18 protein-coding genes are annotated in these 21,952 nt (G+C 70.7%); 13 read left to right on the plus strand and 5 right to left on the minus strand.

Annotated elements, in window-relative coordinates:
* The first annotated feature begins 123 nt into the window (after positions 1-123).
* Entirely contained in the window at positions 124-642 is a 519-nt protein-coding gene (locus AB0C15_RS09060; RefSeq protein ID WP_357350272.1) for a sigma-70 family RNA polymerase sigma factor, read from the plus strand.
* A complete protein-coding gene (locus AB0C15_RS09065) occupies positions 639-1,106 on the plus strand; it encodes a hypothetical protein (protein ID WP_357350274.1) in 468 nt (155 codons plus the stop codon). The genes AB0C15_RS09060 and AB0C15_RS09065 overlap by 4 nt, the downstream gene beginning before the upstream one ends.
* Positions 1,107-1,120: 14 nt before the next feature.
* On the opposite strand, the gene AB0C15_RS09070 is transcribed toward AB0C15_RS09065, so the two are convergent.
* Complete coding sequence (locus AB0C15_RS09070; protein ID WP_357350276.1) at positions 1,121-1,822, minus strand: helix-turn-helix domain-containing protein; 702 nt, start codon at positions 1,820-1,822, stop codon at positions 1,121-1,123.
* 418 nt (positions 1,823-2,240) lie between these two features.
* Here AB0C15_RS09070 and AB0C15_RS09075 point away from each other — a divergent pair, with 418 nt between their 5' ends.
* The 10 genes from AB0C15_RS09075 (at position 2,241) to AB0C15_RS09120 (ending at position 16,099) form a co-directional block, all read left to right on the plus strand.
* Positions 2,241-5,363, plus strand: a complete 3,123-nt coding sequence (locus AB0C15_RS09075) for a sugar-binding protein (RefSeq protein ID WP_357350277.1) — start codon at positions 2,241-2,243, stop codon at positions 5,361-5,363.
* The gene (locus tag AB0C15_RS09080; protein WP_357350279.1) at positions 5,360-6,256 is read left to right on the plus strand and encodes an NAD(P)-dependent oxidoreductase; all 897 of its coding nucleotides are present in this window, start codon (positions 5,360-5,362) and stop codon (positions 6,254-6,256) included. The genes AB0C15_RS09075 and AB0C15_RS09080 overlap by 4 nt, the downstream gene beginning before the upstream one ends.
* Positions 6,253-7,566, plus strand: a complete 1,314-nt coding sequence (locus AB0C15_RS09085; RefSeq protein ID WP_357350281.1) for an extracellular solute-binding protein — start codon at positions 6,253-6,255, stop codon at positions 7,564-7,566. Before AB0C15_RS09080 ends, AB0C15_RS09085 begins: the two co-directional genes overlap by 4 nt.
* A 6-nt stretch (positions 7,567-7,572) precedes the next feature.
* Entirely contained in the window at positions 7,573-8,520 is a 948-nt protein-coding gene (locus AB0C15_RS09090) for a sugar ABC transporter permease (protein WP_357350283.1), read from the plus strand.
* Positions 8,517-9,356: a carbohydrate ABC transporter permease gene (locus AB0C15_RS09095; protein ID WP_357350285.1), complete on the plus strand. Its 840-nt coding sequence runs from the start codon at positions 8,517-8,519 to the stop codon at positions 9,354-9,356. Before AB0C15_RS09090 ends, AB0C15_RS09095 begins: the two co-directional genes overlap by 4 nt.
* A 21-nt stretch (positions 9,357-9,377) precedes the next feature.
* Positions 9,378-11,600 carry an FAD-dependent oxidoreductase gene (locus tag AB0C15_RS09100; RefSeq protein WP_357350287.1) on the plus strand — a complete coding sequence of 741 codons (2,223 nt, stop codon included), beginning with the start codon at positions 9,378-9,380 and terminating at the stop codon, positions 11,598-11,600.
* Positions 11,601-11,670: 70 nt separating this feature from the next.
* Positions 11,671-12,921: an enolase C-terminal domain-like protein gene (locus AB0C15_RS09105; protein WP_357350289.1), complete on the plus strand. Its 1,251-nt coding sequence runs from the start codon at positions 11,671-11,673 to the stop codon at positions 12,919-12,921.
* The gene (gene dgoD / locus AB0C15_RS09110) at positions 12,918-14,063 is read left to right on the plus strand and encodes a galactonate dehydratase (RefSeq protein WP_357350291.1); all 1,146 of its coding nucleotides are present in this window, start codon (positions 12,918-12,920) and stop codon (positions 14,061-14,063) included. The genes AB0C15_RS09105 and dgoD overlap by 4 nt, the downstream gene beginning before the upstream one ends.
* Positions 14,064-14,106: 43 nt before the next feature.
* Complete coding sequence (locus AB0C15_RS09115) at positions 14,107-15,078, plus strand: acetylxylan esterase (protein ID WP_357350292.1); 972 nt, start codon at positions 14,107-14,109, stop codon at positions 15,076-15,078.
* Between the two features lie 73 nt (positions 15,079-15,151).
* Positions 15,152-16,099: a sugar kinase gene (locus AB0C15_RS09120; RefSeq protein ID WP_357350294.1), complete on the plus strand. Its 948-nt coding sequence runs from the start codon at positions 15,152-15,154 to the stop codon at positions 16,097-16,099.
* A 141-nt stretch (positions 16,100-16,240) separates the two neighbouring features.
* Here AB0C15_RS09120 and AB0C15_RS09125 read toward each other — a convergent pair whose 3' ends face one another.
* From AB0C15_RS09125 to AB0C15_RS09140, 4 genes are all read right to left on the minus strand, one after another.
* Positions 16,241-17,086, minus strand: coding sequence for a universal stress protein (locus AB0C15_RS09125; protein ID WP_357350296.1), 846 nt, complete (start codon positions 17,084-17,086; stop codon positions 16,241-16,243).
* Between the two features lie 11 nt (positions 17,087-17,097).
* Positions 17,098-19,491 carry a phosphoketolase family protein gene (locus AB0C15_RS09130; protein WP_357350298.1) on the minus strand — a complete coding sequence of 798 codons (2,394 nt, stop codon included), beginning with the start codon at positions 19,489-19,491 and terminating at the stop codon, positions 17,098-17,100.
* 66 nt (positions 19,492-19,557) lie between these two features.
* Complete coding sequence (locus AB0C15_RS09135) at positions 19,558-20,406, minus strand: universal stress protein (protein WP_357350300.1); 849 nt, start codon at positions 20,404-20,406, stop codon at positions 19,558-19,560.
* Between the two features lie 93 nt (positions 20,407-20,499).
* Positions 20,500-21,387: an NmrA/HSCARG family protein gene (locus AB0C15_RS09140; protein WP_357350302.1), complete on the minus strand. Its 888-nt coding sequence runs from the start codon at positions 21,385-21,387 to the stop codon at positions 20,500-20,502.
* An 84-nt stretch (positions 21,388-21,471) separates the two neighbouring features.
* On the opposite strand from AB0C15_RS09140, the gene soxR reads away from it, so the two are divergent.
* Positions 21,472-21,951 (plus strand): redox-sensitive transcriptional activator SoxR, encoded by a 480-nt coding sequence (soxR, locus tag AB0C15_RS09145; protein ID WP_357350304.1) that lies wholly within the window; start codon positions 21,472-21,474, stop codon positions 21,949-21,951.
* Position 21,952: the final 1 nt, after the last annotated feature.

The following is a 21,952-nucleotide window of genomic DNA, read 5'->3' on the forward strand; positions in this document are numbered from 1 at the left end:
CACTCTCGCAACCGGCGACTCCGTCGACCATGCCCTGGGCGATCTTCCTGCATGCTGGACGGGGGTCGGCCGGTCGTGAACCTGCCGGGCTCTCCCGCCGACTGAATAGGCGAAGGAGGGCCGATGAGCGACGAGTTGTTGGTGGTCCGCTGCCAGTTGGGCGAACGGGAGGCGTTCGCCGAACTGGTGCGCGGCTGGCACCCGGCGGTCGAGCGGTACGTCGGGCGGATGCTCGGCGGGTCCGACGACGATGTGGTGCAGGAAATCTGGTTGGCGGTCCTCAAGGGGCTGCCGAGGTTGCGGCAACCGGACCGGTTCACGCCGTGGCTGTTCACCATCGCCCGTCGGGCGGTGCTGAACCGGCTGCGGGACGCGTACGCCCGCCCGGAGCCCGAACCGATCGACGACCTGCCGGGCGACGACGAGACCGAGGAGGTCGTCAACCGGGAGACGCTCGCCGGCGCGCTGGCGGTGCTTCCGGCCCGGGAACGGGAGGTGCTGCTGTTGTTCTACCTGGAGGATCTGCCGTTGGATGCCTGCGCGCAGATCTGCGCCGTACCGGTCGGCACGGTCAAGTCGCGGCTCAACCGGGCCCGCAGGTTGTTACGTCACGAGCTGGTGCGGAAGGGGTACGAGGCATGACTCCGGAAGAGGTGCTGGCGCGACTGGACGCGCCCCTGTCGCTGCGCAGGCGGGTCTTCTATCTGGCCGTGGCCTTTGCCGGTCTCACCGCGAGCGCGCTGATCGGTCTGCTCTGGGCGACCGAGCCCGGCCTGCCGACGCGTACGCACCTGGCCTTCGCCGCCCTGGTGGCGATCGGTCTGTGCTGGGCGGCGTTCGGTGGCTGGGCCGTGATCCGGCGGACGCCGCTGTTCGCCCGGGACCGGGTGGTCGCCGGCTGGCTCGGCGTGGGGGCCTGGTTGGTGTTCAGCGTCGGCGCGTTGGCCATCACCGTTGCGCGACGCGAGGTCGAGCCGGTGCTGCTGGGGGTCGTGCTCGTGCTCGGCGCGGTGGCGGTCGTGCACCTGCGCGCGGCCCGTCGGGCGCGAGTGGCGCTGCTGCGTCGCCGGGTCGCGTTGACTGCGACGGCGACGGGTGACAGGTGAACGGCGGCGCCGCCTCAGCCGTTCTTCTCGATCTTCTCCGCCGCGTGCCGGAGTGCGCCGACGAGGTCAGGTATGTGCTCGTCGGGGAAGCGGCCGGACATGCCGATCGCGGCGTACGGTGTCGCGCCGACGGTGACGGCGACGGTGCGTTCGGTCTTGCCGGGGCGTAGGGCGAAGCCGGCTTCGCGGATCTGCGCAAGGTCGGTGAGGATCGGCTCGACCGGAGTCTCGTTCGCGCTGGTTGCCCACATGGCGCGGACGCTCTCGTCGTCCTGACAGGCCAGTAGGGCCATCCCCAGCCCGGATCGGGCGACCGGGAAGAGGCCGATCCGGCCGAGGGCCGTGCTGGTGTCCATGCCCGGGTCGGCGTGGTACAGGTACGACATCTGGTCGCGCCAGAGCACGCCCATGGCCACGGTGTGGCCGTGGGCGTGCAGCTCGCCGAGCGGCCCGAGCGCGCGGCGGATCAGGCCGGACCCGAAGAGGCTCTGCGCGGCCAGGGCATGGATTCCCGGGCCGGGACGGTAGCGGCGTCGCTCGTTCTGCTCGATCAGCCGGATGTGCGCGAGGGTCTTGAGTAGACGGTTTGCGCGGGAGGGTTCCAGCCCGAGCCGTCGTGCGACCTCGCGAGAGCCGAGGGCCTCAGCGGAACTGGCCAGCAACTGCAGGCAGTCGAGCCCGTCCTGGAGTGATTTGTTCGGCTGAGACGGCAGCATGTTGCATTTATAGCATCACTTCGTTGCGCAGCGCTACGGGCTCGTGTCGCCTGGGTTTCATCGACGTGTCTTGACGGTGCTATTACTGCACCATTACGCTCGCCGCACTTGACCAACGATCCCGCCTGGTCGCCGTAGTTGACCCTGCTGCAGCAGGCGCGATGACTGTTGCCCGGGTCGGTTTGCCACATCACGGGGTGGGTCCGGCGGGCTGCCGCCATGGACGGAAAGGCGCCACATGCTGCGAATCGTGGTGAGCTGGTCGGCTCGCCACGCACCGTCACGGGACGACGACGCGCCGACGCGCGGACCGTGGCTGAGCCGAGAGGTGATGACCTTGCAACGACCCTCGAATGTGCACTCCCGGCGGTGGCGAACCCGCGTCGCGACCGGACTGGCCGTTCTCATCGGTCTGCCCATGATCGGCGTCGCGCACCCAGCGATCGCCGACGCGCCCGCGGCCTCCGCGGTGCTCTCGGCGACCCCCCAGTGGAACGGCATGGCCGGCAACCCCGGCGACGCGTCCGGCCAGATCTCCACGGCGGCCACCGAGCGGGGCGGCCGCCCCTGCTGGACCACCACGCAGACGCCGATCACCAATGACTTCCTGTACTTCCGGGTCGACGCCGCCCGGCAGCCGACCACCACCGGCTACGCGTTCGTCAAGGTCAGCTACTTCGACGCCGGCCCCGGACACTTCACCATCCAGTACGACGGCACGGGGCAGAACCGGGCCGGCGACGCCGTCCCGCTGACCGGCGGAAACGTCTGGCGTTCCTACGTCTTCCAGTTGTCCGACGCCGAGTTCAAAGGCGATCTGCCGTCCGGCGCCGACTTCCGCATCGCCTCCTGGGACAGCCGGCTCGGGCGGTCGGCCACCGACCTGTGCGTCTCCGACGTCTCGGTCAGCTTCAGCACCGCCGAGGCGGTGCGCATCACCGCGACGAACCTGGTCTTCAGTGGATCCGAGCCGCGGACCATTCCGGTGACCTCCAGTGCGGCCAGCGTGAGCTGGGCGGTCGCCGACGAGCAGGGCGTGCCGGCGGGCAGCGGCACGGCCGCGGTGTCCGGTGGCACGGCGACGGTCAACCTCGCCACGGTCAAGCCCGGCTACTACACCCTCGGCGTCACGGCCGAGGTGGGTGGACTGCCGGTCACCCGGTACACGCCGGTGGCGCTGCTGGACGCGCTTCCCGCCGACGCCCGGCGGCCCGGAGCGCCGTGGGGGGTCGGCACCCACTTCTCCCAGAGCGACCCGCCAAGTCTCATCCCCACCATGGCGAAGGTCGGCTACACCCACGTTCGCGACGCCCTGTCCTGGCAGCACGTGGAGAAGACCGCCGGCACCTACACCATGCCCAGCTACGGTGCCCCGTTCCTCAACGGGCTGGCCGCCAACGGCATGGAGCCCCTGCTGGTCGCGGCGTTCGCCAATCCGCTCTACGACGGCGGGAAGACGCCGAGCACCCCGGAGGGCCACGCGGCCTTCGCCGCCTACGCCTCGGCGATGCTCACCCTCTCCGGCACCAACAAGATCGAGGTGTACAACGAGTTCGACGGGGGCTTCAACAACGGCCTGTGCGGTCGTACCCCGGAGTGCTACCTGCCTCTGTTGCAGAAGACCTACGCCAAGGTCAAGGCCGACCACCCGCAGGCCGAGGTCGTCGCCCCGGCCGGCGGCGGGCCGGCGTGGTGGGAGGAGCTGTTCCAGATCGGCGGCCTGAAGTACATGGACCGCTTCAGCGCGCACCTCTACGGCTTCCCGGCACCGCCAGAGGTCCGCGGCGTGACCATGATCCCGACGTTCAAGGACCTGATCCGCCGTTACAACAACGGTCGTGACATGCCTGTCGACATCACCGAGAACGGGTACCCGACCCACACCAGCGGTGGCGTCACCGAACTGCAGCAGGGCGACTACCTGGTCCGCACGGCGAGCCTGGCCGTGGCCAACGGGGCCAGCCGCTACTACTGGTACGACTTCCTCAACGACGGCACGACTGCGTCGAACCAGGAGTACAACTTCGGCGTGATGCGCCGTCCCGGGTACCTGGGGATGAACGCCTACGCGCCGAAGCCGGCACTTGTCACGCAGTCGGTGCTGATCCGCCAGCTCGCCGGTCTGGACTTCCGGGCCGCCGACAACCTGGGCTCGGGTGTCCACTCGTACGAGTTCGCCGGGGGGCCCGGCAAGGTGCCGGTCCGGGTGATGTGGGCGACCACACCGACCCAGGTGGAGCTGAGCACCACCACCCCGGTCACGGTCACCAACGCCTACGGCCGGTCGAACACCCTGGAACCCCTGCAGGGCAAGGTGACGCTGGACCTGACCGAGCACCCGGTCTTCACCCGGGGCAAGCCGACGGCCCTCGCGGTGAGCAACCCGAAGGTGTACTCCGTCTCGGTGCCGGACACGGTCGCCGTCGGCGACGACATCCCGGTGACGCTGAAGGTGGACCGGACCCACGGTGGTGGAGGCACGTGGACCAACTTCCACGTCGAGGACGACACCTATGCGGTGTACGCGCCGGCCGGGCAGGTGGGAACGAAGACCGTAAGCGTTCCCGGTAGCACGGTGAAGGGCCCGCGAACGGTGCACGTGCGGGCCGGGTCCGGGGGATCGGCGTCGATGGTGCTGCGCGACGACGCGATGATCACCGACCCGGTCGTGGCGACAGTCGATCCGATCGTGACGTCGGTCGGGCCGCTCGGCGGTTCGCTCCGGGTGAAGATCACCAACAACAAGTCGGCGACCGCTCTGAACGTCTCCCAGATCGCCTGGACGGTGGGGACGCAGAGCGGCACGGCGACAGGTGTCGCCCCGGTCCCGCCGAACTCCGTCACCTCGGTCGACATCCCGGTCTCGGGGATCGTCCCGTGGAAGTCCTACGACATGTCGGTGCGCGTCGACACGGCACAGTTGGGCGCCTTCCGTGCTGGTGGGCCCGTCGGCTTCAACCCGATCGAGGCCGACGGACAGAACGCCGCCGGCCCGGTGAATCTGACGGCCGACGGTGCGGTCGACTACCGGCGGGTTCCCTACGGCGGCGCGTCGGACCTGTCCGGCACCGTCAAGCTCACCCGCACCGCGGACGCCCTGTGGTTGACGGCCGACGTGACCGACAACAACCACGCCCAGACGAAGACGGCCGGCAGCATGTGGGACGGCGACTCCATCCAACTGGCGGTCAGCCCCGACCTGCCGGGGCGCTCGACCTCCCGCGTCGAGATCGGTGCGGCGCTGCTGGGCACCGGTCCGGCCGTGTACACCTTCACGCCACCGGCCGGCGGAGTGGCCGGTGCGACGCCCGGCGCGACGGCGGCGATCGTCCGCAGCGGGACCACCACCTCCTACCGGGTGTCGGTGCCCTGGTCCGCACTCGGGCTCAGCGGTCCGCCGACCGCACCGGTCGCTCTGTCCTTCGTGGTCAACGATGATGACGACGGCATCGGCCGGGCCGGCTGGATCCAGTGGGGCGGCGGCATCGTGCTGGCCAAGAACACCGCGGAGTTCCGGCCGGTGCAGGTGATGGCGCCGTGAGCGGGCCCCGGCGGATCCTGGTCACCGGTGCGGCCGGACGGCTGGGGCGGGCGGCCCTGACGCTCCTCGCCGACCGGCTCATCCCCACCACCGGTCTCGACCTGCACGACCCGGGCGACACCCGGGCGGACCGGATGGTGACCGGATCCGCCGGGGACCCGATCGTGGTACGCGACGCCCTCGCGGGGGTCGACGCCGTCTTCCACTGCGCGGCGATCCCCGCCCCCACCCTCGGCACACCGCACGAGGTGTTCACCACCAACACCCAGGCGACGTTCACCGTGCTCGAGGAGGCGGCTCAGCAGGGCGTCGGCCGGGCCGTGCTCGCCAGCAGCCTGTCGGTCACCGGTCTGCCCTGGTCGCCGCACCCGCGGACACCGGCCTACCTGCCCGTCGACGAGGATCTGCCACTACAGGTGGCCGACCCGTACGCGTTGTCGAAGCAGACCGACGAGGCGATCGGCGCGATGATGGCCCGCCGGCACGGCATGACCGTCGTCGCACTGCGCCTGCCACTGCTCGGCGGTCCCGGCGACCAGTTCGACACCTACGCCCGCAACTACGCCGAACACCCGTCGTGGGGGGCCAAGGAGATGTGGGCCTACCTGGACACCCGCGACGCCGCCCGCGCCGGCCTGTTGGCCCTCACCGCCCCGGTGACGGGATTCCACCCGGTGTTCGTCGCCGCCCCGGACACCCTGAGCGCCACCGACACGGAGGCGCTGCTTGACGAGCACCTGCCGGGGGTGCCCCGGCGGACGCGACTGCCCGGCCGGAGCGTCGCCATCGACACCGGTCGGGCCACCCGGCTGCTCGGCTTCACCCCCGAGCACCTTCACCCACTGTCCCCTCCCGGACAGCCACCAACCTCACCTCAGGAAGTGACGCCATGACACGTACGATCAGCCGCCGACGCCTGCTCGCGGGCGCGGCCGGACTGGCCTCCGCCGCCGTCCTCTCCGCCTGCGGCAAGGGCGACGAGTCCGGTGACGCCGGCACGGTGACCCTCAACGTGTGGGGCGGAGTCCCCGCCGAGAGCGGGCCCGACGCCCTGTTCGCCGCGTTCACCGCGAAGCACCCGAACATCAAGGTCAAGTACACCCGTTACGTCAACGACGATCAGGGCAACCTCAAGCTCGACACCGCGCTGCAGGGCGGTCTCGACATCGACGTGGTCGTGTCGTACGCCCGCTCGGCCCTGGCCAAACGCGTCGAGGCGGGTCTGCTCACCGACCTCACCGACCGGCTCGCCGGTGACACCGCGTTGAAGGTGTTCGCCCCCGGCGCGCAACCGGCAAGCAACAACTTCTTCGACGGTAAGGCGTACTCCGCTCCGGCCAGCCGCAGCGTGGAGACGGTGCTGGCGAACAAGAGCCTGCTCGACAAGGCCGGCGTCACCGTCCCGGCGGACTGGACGACCGCCGACTTCCGCGCGATCGCGAAACAGCTCTCCGGCAACGGCGTGTACGGGTGTCTGATCCCGCCGGACCTTGCCCGCCAGCAGATCGGCCCGGACTTCACCTACAAGGCCGGCGGCAGCGAGTCCAACTTCGACCACCCGGCGTTCCGGGAGAACTTCCAACTCCGGCTGGACATGATGGCCGAGAAGTCGGCCGCGCCGATGACCGAGATCGTGGCGCAGAAGTGGGACGTGTTCGCCCAGACCCCGTTCCTCACGGGGAAGGTGGCGATGTGGATCTCCCAGCCGTTCGTCCTGCGCTACATCAAGGACACCAAGGAGTATCCGCACGACTTCCAGACCGTCCTGCTGCCGATGCCGGCGCCGCAGAAGGGCGTGCCGTTCTGGAACACCGGTGGCTACGGCGACAACGTGGCCATCACCAAGAAGTCCCGCCACCAGGACGCCGCCTTCACGCTCCTGCGGTTCTGGCTCGGTGAGGGCGCGGCACACATGGTGCCCGGCGGCCGGCTCCCGTCGCTGCCCGGGGGCGACACCGCCAAACTGGCCGCCGATCTGGGCGGACCCGACGCCGCGAAGCTGTTCGACGACACGTCGCTGGTCAGCAACCTGCTGACCTCGGACGCACGGATCCCCGTGGACACCATCCAGACGGCACACGCGGAGATCTCCACGATCGTGAACGGGCTCAACCAGCGGGTCCTGCTCGGCAACATCAGCCTCGACCAGTGGGCCCGGACCGCCAAGGAACAGTGCGACGCAGCGATCAAAAAGGCGGGCTAGAGACACATGGAGACTCTGGTTGGGCCGGCCCGGTCACCGGTGGCGCCCGTCGTACGGGAGAAGAGGCGCCGGCCCTCCGAGGTTCGTTCCTGGTTGCCGTGGCTTTTCATCACCCCCAATCTCGTCGGACTTGTCGCCTTCACCCTGGGGCCGATGCTGGCCGGGCTGGGCATCGCGTTCACCCGTTGGAACGTGCTGTCCGGCCTGGGCGGAATCGAGTGGGTGGGCCTGGACAACTTCGCCGAGCTGTTCGCCGACCCCAAGTTCTGGCAGGCCCTGGGCCGTACGGTGTTCTTCGCCGGCCTCGGCGTACCGCTGTCGATCGCCTTCGGCCTGCTGCTCGCACTGGCCCTCAACCGGCCGCTTGTCGGCCGGGCCGCGCTGCGGGTCGTGTTCTTCGTGCCCAGCATGGTCAACACGGTGGCCATCGGTATGGTCTGGCTGCTCGTGCTCAACCCCAGCGCCGGGCTGCTCAACCAGGCCCTGCGGTTCCTGGGTCTGTCCGAGCCGCCGACCTGGCTGGTCTCCGAGGACTGGGCTCTGCCGGCGCTCGTGCTCATCCAGGTGTGGGCCGGCATGGGCTACCAGGCGGTGATCTACCTGGCCGCTCTCCAGGAGCTGCCCCAGGACCTGCACGAGGCGGCGATGATCGACGGGGCCGGCGCGTGGCGCCGGTTCCGCACCATCACCTGGCCGAGCCTCATGCCGACCACCATCTTCCTGGCGATCACGTCGTTCATCGGCACATCGCAGGGGTTCGGGTTGATCGCCTTCCTGACCGGCGGCGGCCCGGGGGAGTCCACCACCGTGCTGGCCTACTACATGTACCAGTCCGGATTCCAGGCCTACAAGTTCGGCTACGCCGCCGCGATAGGTGTCGTCACGTTCGCCGCGGTGCTGCTGCTGACGCTGCTGCTGTGGCGGTTCCAGAAGGGACGGGGGCTCTACACATGACCCGCAGCCGTAATGCCCGGAGCCTGCACGACTGGGTGCTGAGTGTCGTCATGTGGGCGGTCGCGGTGCTCTTCGCCCTTCCGCTGCTGTGGATGATCTCGGCCTCGCTCAAACGCAACATCGACGTGTTCACGCTCCCGGTGACGTGGATTCCCGATCCGGTCCGGTGGGTCAACTATCTCGACGTCTGGGCCGGTGACCCGCCCCTGTTGCGCTACTTCGGCAACTCGCTGATCGTGGCGGTCGTCGCCGTCGCCGGCGAGCTGTTCACGTCCTCCCTCGCCGGGTACGCCTTCGCCCGCATGCGGTTCAAGGGTCGCGACCGCCTCTTCCTGCTCTACATCGCGACCTCGATCGTGCCGACCCAGTTGCTGCTCGTGCCCCGGTTCATGTTCTTTCAGGCCGTCGGCCTGTACGACACCCTGTGGGCGCTGATCCTGCCGAGCATGTTCACCGTCTTCGGCACCTTCCTGATGCGCCAGCACTTCTCCGCCGTACCCGGGGAACTCGCCGAGGCCGCCCGCATCGACGGTGCCGGCGAGTGGTCGATCTACTGGCGCATCTACCTACCGATGGCCAAGCCCGTCCTCGCGGCACTGGCGATCCTCGGCTTCGTCTGGTCGTGGAACAGCTACGAGACACCGCTGATCATGCTGTCCACCGACGAGAACTACACGCTTCCCGTCGGCCTGACCCGATTCGTCGACGGCGACGGCGGCCTCGCCGGTGGCCTGTCCATGGCCGCAGCCACCTCGTCGGTCGTACCGATGATCATCGTGTTCCTCGTGTTCCAGCGCCAGTTCCTGTCCGCACTGAGCCGCACCGGGCTCAAGTGACACCGACGGAGGCTCACCACAATGCGCGTTGAACACGCCGGACACGACATCACGGTGGTCGGCGGTGGTCTGGCGGGGGTCTGCGCCGCCATCGCCGCCGCCCGCCTCGGCCGGACGGTCGCACTGATCAACAACCGGCCGGTGCTCGGTGGCAACTCCAGCAGCGAGGTGCGGGTCTGGGTGGTCGGCGCCACGAGCCACGGCGACAACCACTACGCCCGCGAAGGCGGGATCATGGGTGAGCTGTTCGTGGAGAACCAGTACCGCAACCCGCAGGGCAACCCGTACGTGTGGGACACGGTCGTGCTCGACGCCGTGCGGGCGGAGCCGAACATCTCCCTGTATCTCAACACCGACGTCCGGGACGTCGACGCGGACGGGCCGCCGCAGGCGCGGCGGATCCACACCGTCACCGGGTGGATGATGGGCTCGGAACGGCTCATCCACTTCTCGTCGCCGATCTTCCTCGACTGCACCGGCGACGGCCTGGTCGGGCACCTGGCCGGCGCCGAGTACCGCATCGGCCGCGAGGCCAGCAGCCAGTACGGCGAACCCTGGGCGCCCGTCGAGGCCGACGACATCACCCTCGGCAGCACCCTGCTCTTCTACACCAAGGACGCCGGTGAGCCGGTCACCTACGTGGCGCCGTCGTTCGCCAAGGACATCACGCAAACCAGCATCCCGCAGCAGCGTCTGATCCGGGCCGGCGACAACGGCACCGCGTACTGGTGGATCGAGTACGGCGGGGAGTTGGACACCGTCCACGACAACGACGTCATCCGGGACGAACTGTGGTCGGTCATCTACGGCATCTGGGACCACATCAAGAACTCGGGCCGGTTCGACGCGGACACGATGACCCTGGAGTGGGTCGGGGCCGTCCCCGGCAAGCGGGAGTACCGGAGGTTCATCGGCGACCACGTGCTGACCCAGCACGACATCATGGGCCAGACGGAGGTCCCCGACCAGGTCGCCTTCGGCGGTTGGTCCATCGACATGCATCCCCCGCAGGGCATGTACGCGACGGAGGCCGCCTCGAAACACCTGCACCCGGACGGCGTCTACCCCATCCCCTACCGCTGCCTGTACTCGGTGAACACCACGAACCTGCTGTTCGCCGGACGCAACGTCTCGGCCAGCCACATCGCGTTCGGGTCGACCCGGGTGATGGCCACCTGCGCGACGCTGGGCCAGGCGGCGGGAACCGCCGCCGCCCTGTGCCTCGACCGGCAGGTGGCCCCACGCGATCTCGACGCGGGGCACCTCCAGCAGACCCTGCTGCGCTCCGACGCGTCCCTCATCGGCGTGGCCGCGGCCGACCCCACCGACCAGGCCCGCGCGGCGCTGGTGACGGCGTCCTCGACGCAGGACGGGATCGAGGTGACCGAACCGGCTGAACCGTGGCCGCTGGGCGCGGACGCCGGCATCGTGCTGCCGGTCGATCCCGCCCTGGCGGAGCCGGAGCTTCTCGTCGACGCGGCCGAGGCCACGACGCTCGTGGTGGACCTCCACGACACCGGTCTCGGACAGAACTACGTACCGGGCGCGTTGATCGACACCGCGGAGGTCCCGGTCGCCGCGGGCGCCCGGCAGTGGGTGCGCCTTCCGCTGGCGTGGAAGCCGCCCACCGCGCGCAACGCCTTCCTGCGGGTACGGGCCAACCGTGCCGTGACCCTGCACGTCGCGGACACGGCCGTCCCCGGCGTCCTGTCCCTGTCCCACGTGCCGCCGCCGACGGACCGCAGGGAGCGGCAACCGGTGCTCGAGTGGAAGAGCGCCGCCCTGCGCCGCCGGACCTTCTGCCTGCGCACCGGTCCGACGGCGGCCTACTCCGCCGACAAGGTGGTCGACGGCTACCTGCGGCCCTTCGCCGGACCGCACCTGTGGATGTCGCGGCCCCTCGCCACGGACGGCGAGCCGTGGTTGCAACTGGCCTGGGCGGAGCCGGTGACGGTGAGCCGGGTCGAGATCATCGCCAACGACGACGTCAACGAGGACCTGATCAATCTGCCCCGGCACCGGATGCCGTTCACGCTCATGCCGACGCTCGTGCGCGACTACCGGATCGAGGCCGGCGTCGCCGGGGTCGGCTGGCAACCGCTCGTGTCGGTGGCCGACAACCGGCAGCGGCGCCGCACACACAGTCTCGCGGCGCCGATCGTGACCGACCGGATCAGGGTTGTCGTCACCGCCACCAACGGCACCGGTTCGGCCCAGTTGATCGCCGTGCGGGCCTACGCCTGACGGTCTGCCGTCGCAGCCCATCGAAGCACCGTTCCTGGAACAGGAGACCACGTCAGTGCCCCTCGAACCCATGCCGGAGACACAGGCGCCCTGGCCCGGCCGTGACCGGCTACGCATCACCGGCGTCCGGTCGATCGTCACCGCCCCGGAGGGCGTGCCGCTCGTCGTCGTCCGGGTCGACACCACCGATCCCGGCCTGTACGGGCTCGGGTGCGCGACATTCACCCAGCGGTTCCACGCGGTCGCCGCCACCGTCGACAGTCATGTCGCGCCGCTGCTCGTCGGCCGCCATCCGGCCGACATCGAGGACATCTTCCGCATGATCCACTTCTCGTCGTACTGGCGCAGCGGCCCGGTCACCAACAACGCCCTGTCCGGCGTCGACCAGGCGCTGTGGGACATCGCCGGTAAACGGGCCGGCATGCCCGTCTACGAGTTGCTCGGCGGGCGGGTCCGAGCGGCGGCCGACACGTACCTGCACGCCGGCGGGGCCACCGTCGACGCCACCCTGGAGCAGGCCCGCGTCCTGCTCGACCGGGGGTACCGGCACGTCCGGTTGCAGGTCGGCAGCCCCGGCGCCGGAACCTACGGCGCTCCGGCCACGCCCGGCGGGTACCCCGGCACACCGCACCCCGGCGGGTGGGACGTGCACCGTTACCTGCGTGACACCCCGGACCTGTTCGCGCAGGCCCGCGCGGCCCTCGGGCCCGAACCGCACCTGATGCACGACGTCCATTCCCGGCTGACCGTCAAGCAGGCTGTCGGACTGGTCCGCCAGCTCGAGGAGTACCGCTTGTTCTTCCTGGAGGATCCGATCGCCCCGGAGTTCTACGACCGGCTGGGCGAGGTCCGCGCGGCCGCACCCATGCCCATCGCCGCCGGGGAACAGTTGGCGTCGGTCGCCGACGCGGCCCGGCTCCTGACGGGTGGCGGCGTCGATCTGCTGCGTCTGCACATCTCGTCGATCGGTGGTTTGAGCCCGGCGCGCAAGCTCGTCGCCCTGTGCGAACTCCACGGTGTGGGCACCGCCTGGCACTCGCCGGCCGACGTGTCCCCGGTCGGCGCGGCGGCGAACGTCGCGCTCGACGTGACAAGCGCGGCGTTCGTCCTCCAGGAGGGCCACGAGTACCCGCCCGCCGTCCACGAGGTGTTCCCGGGCACGCTCGCACCCCGCAACGGCTTCCTCTATCCGTCGGACGCACCCGGGTGGGGCATCGACCTCGACGAGGCGGAGGCGGCCAAGTACCCGCCCGAGGAGCACCGCCACGAACGGTGGTCGGCCCAGGTACGGCACCTCGACGGCGGGATCGTGGCCCCATGAGGATCGACCGTCTCGAGACCTTCCTCGTAGCGCCCCGCTGGCTCTTCCTGAAGATCACCACCGATGACGGTGTCGTCGGCTGGGGCGAACCGGTCGTGGAAGGCCGCGCCGAGACCGTCCAGGCCGCGATCGGTGAGCTGTCCGCCCTGCTCATCGGCGGCGATCCGATGCGCATCGAAGACCACTGGCAGGTCCTCACCCGCGGTGGCTTCTACCGCGGCGGCCCCGTACTCTCCAGCGCCGTCGCCGGCATCGACCAGGCGCTCTGGGACATCGCCGGGAAGGTCCGCGGGGCGCCGGTCCACGACCTGCTCGGCGGCCCGGTCCGCGACCGCATCCGGATGTACGGCTGGGCGTACGGTGAGACCGCCGAACAGGTCGCCGAAGCCGCCGCGACGGCGATCGCAGCCGGCTACACCGCCGTCAAGATCGCACCGCCGGGCCCGATGGCGTTCCTGGACACACCCGCGGGTCTGCGATCCGTCGTCGATCTCCTGGCCAAGGTCCGCGACGCGATCGGCCCCGACAACGACGTGGCGATCGACCTGCACGGCCGGGCCTCGATCGCCGCCAGCCGTCGCCTCCTGCCACTGCTGGAGCCGTACGTGCCCCTGTTCGTCGAGGAACCGCTGCGGCCGGAGTACTCCAGCGACATCGACCGGATCGTCACGGCGACGTCGCTGCCGATCGCCACCGGCGAGCGGCTCTACACCCGGCGCGAGTTCCGGGACGTCCTGGACGCCGGCGTGGCCGTCGTCCAACCCGACCTCTCGCACGCCGGGGGCATCTCCGAGGTCCGGCGCATCGCCGCGGTCGCCGAGATGTACGACGCCGTCCTGGCCCCGCACTGCCCGCTCGGCCCCATCGCCCTGGCCGCATGCCTCCAGATCGACCTGGCCGTACCCAACTTTCTCATTCAGGAACAGGCCCTTGGCATCCACTACAACAACGGCCAGGACGGCCTGAACTATCTCGTCGACGCCGACGTCCTGCGGTTGCGCGACGGGCACGTGGAGCGCCTCGACGCGCCCGGCCTCGGCATCGAGGTCGACGAGAGGGCGGTGCGCGAAGCGGCGGCACGAGGCCACCGGTTCCGTTCGCCCGTCTGGCGCGGCCCGGACGGCGCGTTCACCGAGTGGTGACGGCCCATCCGACTCCCGACCAACCAGCCACCGTGGAGATGCCATGGCACTGTTCGACCTGCCCGAAGACGTTCTACGCAGCTACCGGCCCGCCGTCGCGGAACCGGAGGACTTCGACAGCTTCTGGAGCGCGACGCTCCAGGAGGCGCGCGCCCATCAGCTGAACCTCACCGTCACTCCGGTCGACAACGAACTCGCGCTGATCGACACCTTCGACGTCACCTTCGCCGGCTACGACGCCAACCCGGTCAAGGCGTGGCTGCACCTGCCGGTCACCCGCACCGGTCCGCTGCCCACCGTGGTGGAGTACGTCGGATACGGCGGGGGACGCGGCCTGCCGCACGAGAGACCTCTGTGGGCCATGGCCGGATACGCCCACTTCATCATGGACACCCGAGGTCAGGGCGCGAAGGGCCCCAGGGGGGACACACCCGATCCCGACCCCACTGGTGACCCCGCGATCGCGGGCTTCACCACCCGAGGCATCGCCAGTCCGGACACCTACTACTACCGCCGGGTCTTCACCGACGGGGTCCGGGCCATCGACGCCGTACGGGAGTTGTCCGATGTGGACCCGAGCAGAGTGGCCGTCACCGGGACCAGCCAGGGCGGCGGAATCGCCACCGCCGTGGCCGGCCTCGCCTCAGGTCTGGTGGCCGCCATGCCCGACGTTCCGTTCCTCGCCGACTTTCCCCGTGCGCTGACCATCACCGACGCCTCGCCGTACGCGGAGATCACCAGCTATCTCAAGGTCCGCCGAGACGAACGGGAGCAGGTCATGCGAACGCTCTCGTACTTCGACACGGTCAACCACGCCAAGCGGGCCAGCGCCTCGGCGCTCTATTCCGTCGGGCTGATGGACCAGGCCTGCCCGCCCTCGACCGTGTATGCCTCGTACAACCACTACGCCGGACCGAAGCAGATCTGCGTCTACCCGTTCAACGGCCACGAAGGAGGCCAGGCTTTCCACGAGGTCGAGAAGCTGAGGTTCGCCGCCAAGCCGCTCGGCGGGTGAGCGGGGCACAGCCGACCCGGAGGCGGCCGGACGCACGCCACCACCAGCAGCACCGCGGAGAAGGAGCCGGTCGATGCCTGATCTGGTCACGCTTGGCGAGACCATGGCGGTCGTGCGTGCCACGGCCATGCGCCCGCCGCAGCCCGGCGCCGCGGCGCAGTTGTCGTTCGCCGGGGCGGAGTCGACTGTCGCGATCGGGGTCCGTCGGCTCGGCCACTCGGCGCGGTGGATCGGGCGTCTGGGTTCGGACGCCTTCGGTGACATGATCCTGGCCGCGCTGCGCGCCGAAGGCGTTGGTGTCGACGCGGTCGCTCGCGACGCGGGCCGGCCCACCGGTCTGCTGGTCCGTCATCGGCGTACCGCGGACCGGGCGGTGGTGGCCTACTACCGCGCGGGCGGCGCCGGGGTGGCGGTGGGGCCGCAGGACGTTCCCGCCGACGCGCTGCCGGCGCGCGTGCTGCACGTGACCGGGATAACCCCGGCGCTCGGGGAACAACCACGTGCCGCGGTCGAGGCGATCGTGGCGGCGGCCCGCCGGTCCCGCACCCGGATCTCCTTCGACGTCAACTACCGGCGTCGTCTGTGGTCGGCGGTCGAGGCCCGGCCGGTGCTGCGTCGACTGGTTGCGGGGTCCGCGACCGTGTTCGCCGGCGTCGAGGAGGCCGCTCTCGTGCTCGATCGACCGGGGTCGGTGGACGCGGTGCGGTTGGCCTGTGGGCTGGCCGAGCTCGGTCCCGAGGAGGTCGTGGTGAAGCTCGGGGCGGAGGGCGCCCTCGTGCTGTCCGGTGGCGACGTGGCACGGGTGCCGGCCGTCGCGGTGACGGCCGTGGACGTCGTCGGGGCGGGCGACGGATTCGTCGCGGGCTACCTGTCGGGTCTGCTGGACGGGCTGCCTCCGGTGGGCCGGTTGACCCGCGGCGCGATCTGCGGGGCGTTCGCGGTGTCCACCGCGGGCGATTGGGAGGGCCTGCCGACGCGCGCGGAGCTCGGCCTGCTCACCGGCGCGGATGTGGTGCGGTGACTCCGGTGCGAACTGGTCCCCCGCGTCGTCGTGCGGTTCCGCCGCGCGCCGGGCGACCGCACCGCAGCTCGGTCGGACTGGACCCGATGCTTGAGGCCACGGTGCTCGCCTCCTGACCGTGGTCCGCGCCGAGGTCAACGGTCAGCGTTCCCGGACCACCGCGACCGGGCAGTGGGAGTGCTGGATCAGTTGCTGGCTCACCGAGCCGAGCAACATTCCGGCCAACCCGCCCCGGCCCCGACTGCCGACCACCACCAGTTGCGCGTCGCCGCTCGCCTCGATCAGCATCGACGCCGGGCTGCCCCCGACGAGGTCGACGGTGATGTCCAGTTCGGGGAACGTCCGCCGCCACGGTTCCAGCGCCGCCTCGACGGACGCCCGCTCGTCGGGGACCCCGGCGGCTCCGCCGGGCCCGGGTGTCCAGGCGTGCAGCACTCGCAGGGGCACCCGCCGTTGCGCGGCCCGTTCGGCCGCGAAACCGAGCGCCACCCGCGACGCGTCCGAGCCGTCCACGCCGGCCGCCACCGGGCCGACCCGCCCGCCGGCCGTCCCGTCCCGGACCACCACGACCGGGCAGTGCGCGTGCGCGGCGACCGACACCGCCGTCGACCCGGCCAGCAGACCGCTGAAGCCACCGTGCCCCCGGCTGCCGAGCACCAGCAACCCGGCCTCGGCCGAGCGTTCCTGCAACACCAGCGCCGGCGGCCCGTCGTACACCTCGCCGGTGACCGTCAGGCCGGGGTTCGCGGTGGCGGCGTCCGCCGCGGCCGTACGGACCAGGTCGTCGACCTGCCGGCGGGCCGTGTCGTCGGGCCACACGCCGGGCGCCACACCCGGGCCGACCCAACTGGCCACGGTCAGCCACTCGAAGACGTACGCCAGCCGCACCGGCTGGCCGCTGTGCCGAGCCTCCTCCACCGCCCAGTTCAGGGCGACCGAGGCGTCGGTGGAGCCGTCGTAGCCGACCAGGATCTCCGCATCGCGCACGTCGTCCTCCTTCAGGGGGTGGTGGGGTCGGTCTCGCGGATCCAGCGCCACTCGGCGACCTGGGGGTCGTCCTCGCCGTACTGGCGGGTGTAGTCGCGGGCCGCCTGTCGGGCGTCGACCATTCGTTGGCGCAGGTGCGCGGCCCGGGCACCCAGCCCGGGCACCCGGTCGATGACGTCGATGACCAGGTGGAAGCGGTCCAGGTCGTTGAGCATCACCATGTCGAACGGAGTGGTGGTGGTGCCCTCCTCCTTGTAGCCGCGTACGTGCAGGTTGTCGTGGTTGCTGCGGCGGTAGGTGAGGCGGTGGATCAGCCACGGGTAACCGTGGTACGCGAAGATGACCGGCCGGTCCTCGGTGAAGATGGTGTCGAACTCGTTGTCGGTCAGGCCGTGTGGATGCTCGGTGTCCGGTTGGAGTCGCATCAGGTCGACCACGTTGACCAGGCGCACCTTCAGCTCGGGGAGGTTCTGGCGCAGCAACTCGGTTGCGGCCAGGGTCTCCAGGGTGGGCACGTCTCCGCAGCAGGCGAGCACCACGTCCGGCTGGGTGTCGCCGTCGTTGCTGGCCCACTCCCAGATCCCCAGACCACGACGGGTGTGCTGGATCGCCTCGGTCATCGTCAGCCAGTTCGGCGCGGCCTGCTTACCGGCCACCACCACGTTGATGTAGTGCCGGCTGCGCAGGCAGTGGTCCATGGTGGCGAGCAGCGTGTTCGCGTCCGGCGGCAGGTACACCCGCACCACCTCCGCCTTCTTGTTGACGACGTGGTCGATGAAGCCCGGGTCCTGGTGGGAGAAGCCGTTGTGGTCCTGCCGCCAGACGTGGCTGGACAGCAGGTAGTTCAGTGAGGCGATCGGCTGCCGCCAGGGGATGGCCCGGGTCACCTTCAGCCACTTGGCGTGCTGGTTGAGCATCGAGTCGACGATGTGGATGAACGCTTCGTAGCTGGTGAACACGCCGTGCCGGCCGGTCAGCAGGTAGCCCTCCAACCAGCCCTGACACAGGTGCTCGGAGAGCACCTCCATGACCCGCCCGTCGGGGGAGAGGTGGTCGTCGCCGGGCACGGTGGCGGCCACCCAGACCCGGTCGGTCACCTCGAACGCGGCCCCCAGCCGGTTGGACGCCACCTCGTCCGGGCCGAACAGCCGGAACGTCTCGGGGTTGGCGCTGATCACGTCGCGGATCCACGGGCCGAGCACCCCGGTCGCGCCGGCGATCGGCGTACCCGGTTCGGGAACCTCCACGGCGTAGTCGCGGAAGTCCGGAAGGGCCAGGTCGCGCAGCACCAGACCCCCGTTGGTGACCGGGTTGGCGCTCATCCGCCGGTCACCGCGCGGTGGCAGCGCGAGCAGCTCGTCCACCGGCGCGCCGGTCGCGTCGAACAGCTCCTCCGGCCGGTAGCTGCGCAGCCAGCGCTCCAGCTCGGCCCGGTGCGCCGGGTTGTCACGTACGCCCGACAGCGGCACCTGGTGGGCGTGGTAGGTGCCCTCCACCCGGACGCCGTCCACCTCCCGTGGGCCGGTCCAGCCCTTCGGCGTCCGAAGAATGATCATCGGCCAACGGGGGCGTTCGACGACGCCTCCGGAGCGGGCCCGCCGCTGGATCTCGGTGATCTCGTTGAGCACGCGGTCCAGCGTCGCGGCGAGGGTCCGGTGCACCCGGTCGGGCTCGTCACCGGCCACCACGAACGGCTGGTAGCCCGACCCGCGGAGCAGGTCGATCAGGTCGGTCTCGGGGATCCGGGACAGCACGGTCGGGTTGGCGATCTTGTAACCGTTGAGGTGCAGGATGGGCAGCACCGCACCGTCGCGCGCCGGGTTGAGGAACACGTCGGAGAGCCAACTGCCGGCGAGCGGCCCGGTCTCCGCCTCCCCGTCGCCGATCACACAGGCCACCAGCAGGTTCGGGTGGTCGAACGCCGCGCCGTAGGCGTGGCTCAACGCGTACCCCAGCTCGCCGCCCTCGTGGATCGAACCCGGCACGTCCGCGGCGACGTGGCTGGGGATGCCGCCCGGGAAGGAGAACTGGCGGAACAGCCGGGACATCCCGACCTCGTCGCGCGCCACGTCGTGGTAGCGCTCCGACCAGGTGCCCTCCAGCCAGGTGTTGGCTACGATGGCCGGGCCGCCGTGGCCGGGGCCGGTGACGAGCATGGCGTCGAGGTCGCGCGCCACGATCACCCGGTTGAGGTGGGCGTAGATCAGGTTGAGGCCGGGGCTGGTGCCCCAGTGCCCGAGCAGCCGGGGTTTGATGTCGTCCGGGGTGAGCGGCTCGCGTAGCAGCGGATTGTCCAGCAGGTAGATCTGCCCGACGGTGAGGTAGTTCGCCGCGCGCCAGTAGGCGTCCAGCCGACGCAGCTCGTCGTCGGTGAGGGCGCGGTGCACGTCGAGAGCGGTCTCCATCATGCTGCCTCTCGCGGGTAGGAGTGGACGTGCGGGCTCCGGCCTGGCCACTGCGGACGCCCGGGGTCAGGGTCGTTGGTCCCGCACCGGCCCGGCCAGCGGTGCCTGGGCCAGGCCGCGGACGACGACCACCGGGGCCGGGGAGTGGTAGAGCAGGGACTGGGCGACCGCGCCCAGCATGGCCCGGCCCGGTTCGTCGCCGCGCGCGGCGACAAGTGCCGCCTGCGCTGTACGGGACGCGTCGATCAGCACCTCGGCGGGGTCGCCGCGGACCACCCGACACTCGGTCGGCACCGCGCCGTTGCGGTCGGTGTGCTGGGCCAGTGCCTCACCGAGCTGCTCGGCGACCGCGTCGGTGTCCTCGTCGTACTCCACGACCCGCAGCGCCAGCAGCCGGGCACCCCGACCGGCCGCGCACCGCACCGCCCACTGCAGGGCGAGGTGTGAGCTGGGGGAGCCGTCCACGCCGACAAGCACCGGACCCTGCGGCGGTGGCTCACGGCGGACCACCAGCAGGGGGCAGCCGGCCCGGGCGGCCAACTGCACGGCTGTCGTCTCGGCCGGCACGCACTGGCCGCTGCCGGCCATGCCGCTGTCGCCGACGGCCAGCAGGAAGGCGGCCTCCGAGCGGCGGATCAGGGTGGGCAGCATGGCGCTCTCGACGATCTCCCCGCGTACGGTCAACTCCGGCTCGGTCTGGTGGGCGAGCTGGGCGGCGCGGGTGATCAGCTTCTCGGCCTGGTCGCGGGGTGCGGCCACGGTCTCCGCGGCGAAGGCAGCGCGCCAGTCGAAGGTGTGCAGCAGGTGCAGTGGCCGGCCGTGGCCGGCGGCCTCCTGCGCGGCCTGTTCGACGACCGGGAGGTCGAGCTCCGACCCGAGGCCGACGAGCACCGCTGCGTCGGCGGGTGCGGCCATCCGATATCACCTCCCGGGCGTCGCGCCCGGCACGACCAAGCTGTCCCCTGACCGAGGGTAGTCGGATGAGCACGGCGGCGCGGCGTCGTTGCGTTATCGCACCCTCGTGCCGCCGTTCAGGACGTGATCCCAGTCGACGGTGCGGGCCCAGTCGGCGTAGCGGTGCCAGTGGACGTCGGGGTACCTGGCGTGCAGTGCGTCGACGTCGACGAAGTCGGTGTTCTCCTCGAAGCGCTGGAACATGTCGGCGATCTCGTCGCCGGCCCACTGCCGGATCTGGTCCAACGGCAGTTGCCGGTACGGAATCTCGCGGCCGAGCACGTCGCTGAGGATGCGGGCCGCCTCCTCGCCGGTCACCCGGTCGGAGGCCAGGTCGACCCGCTCGCCGACGAACCGTTCGGGGTGCTCGATGGCGTGCACAGCCAGGCCGGCGATGTCCCGCACGGTGACCTGGTCCAGCGGCTTGCCCGCGGAGAGCGGGTTGGCCAGGACGCCGTCGGTGAGCCGGCTGAACCCGGTGTTGAGGACGTTCTCCATGAAGTACACCGGGCCGAGGACTGTCGCGGGGGTCTGCCGTTCGCGCAGATACGCCTCGATGTGCTGTTTGCTGTCGGCGTGGTCGATGTCGGTCTCGACCAGCCGATCGGCGCCGCGTACGGACGAGTAGACGAGGTGCGCTCCGGCCCGTGCCGCCGCGTCGACAAGGAGGCGACCCCGGCTGATCTCCTCGTCCTTGCCGCCGGCGCCGAACGGTACGGACAGTCCGAAGATCGCCTCGACGCCCCGGGTGGCGGCAGCGAGCGCCTCCAGGTCGCCGAGGTCACCGACGACGAGTCGGGCACCGGCGACCGCCAGTGCCTGGGCCTGCGGCGACTCGGGTGAGCGCACGTAGGCGCGGACGGCGTGGCCGTGCTGGAGCAGCAGGTCGGCGACGGCGCCGCCCTGGCGCCCGGTGGCGCCGGTGACGAGAACGGTGGTCACGGGAAGACTCCTCGGTCGCGGTTCGGGGACGACGCTGATCCTCTGGCCTCAACCACGGTTGAGGTCAAGCGGTACCGTCGATCCATGCCGAGGCCCCGCACCACGTTCCACGAACTCACCGTCGGGCAGGTCGCCGACCGCAGCGGTGTCGCCATCTCCGCGCTGCACTTCTACGAGCGCAAGGGCCTGATCAGCAGCACCCGGACGGCGAGCAACCAGCGCCGGTACAGCCGCGACACCCTGCGGCGGGTCGCGTTCATCAGGGCCTCCCAGCACGTCGGCATCTCGCTGACGACGATCCGCGACGCCCTGGACCGGCTCCCCAGGGAGCGCACCCCGACCCCCGACGACTGGGCTCGGCTGTCGGCGGCCTGGCGTACCGAACTCGACGCGCGCATCGCGCAGTTGCAGGCCCTCCGGGACGACCTCAGCGAGTGCATCGGCTGCGGGTGCCTGTCGCTGCGGGTCTGTCACCTGACCAATCCCCGCGACGTGCTCGGTCGGGAGGGCTCGGGCGCGCGACGGCTGCCGTCGTTGCGCACGAGCGATGTCAACGAGGGTTGAC

The sequence above is a fragment of the Micromonospora sp. NPDC048835 genome (assembly GCF_040649995.1).
Classification (GTDB): domain Bacteria; phylum Actinomycetota; class Actinomycetes; order Mycobacteriales; family Micromonosporaceae; genus Micromonospora.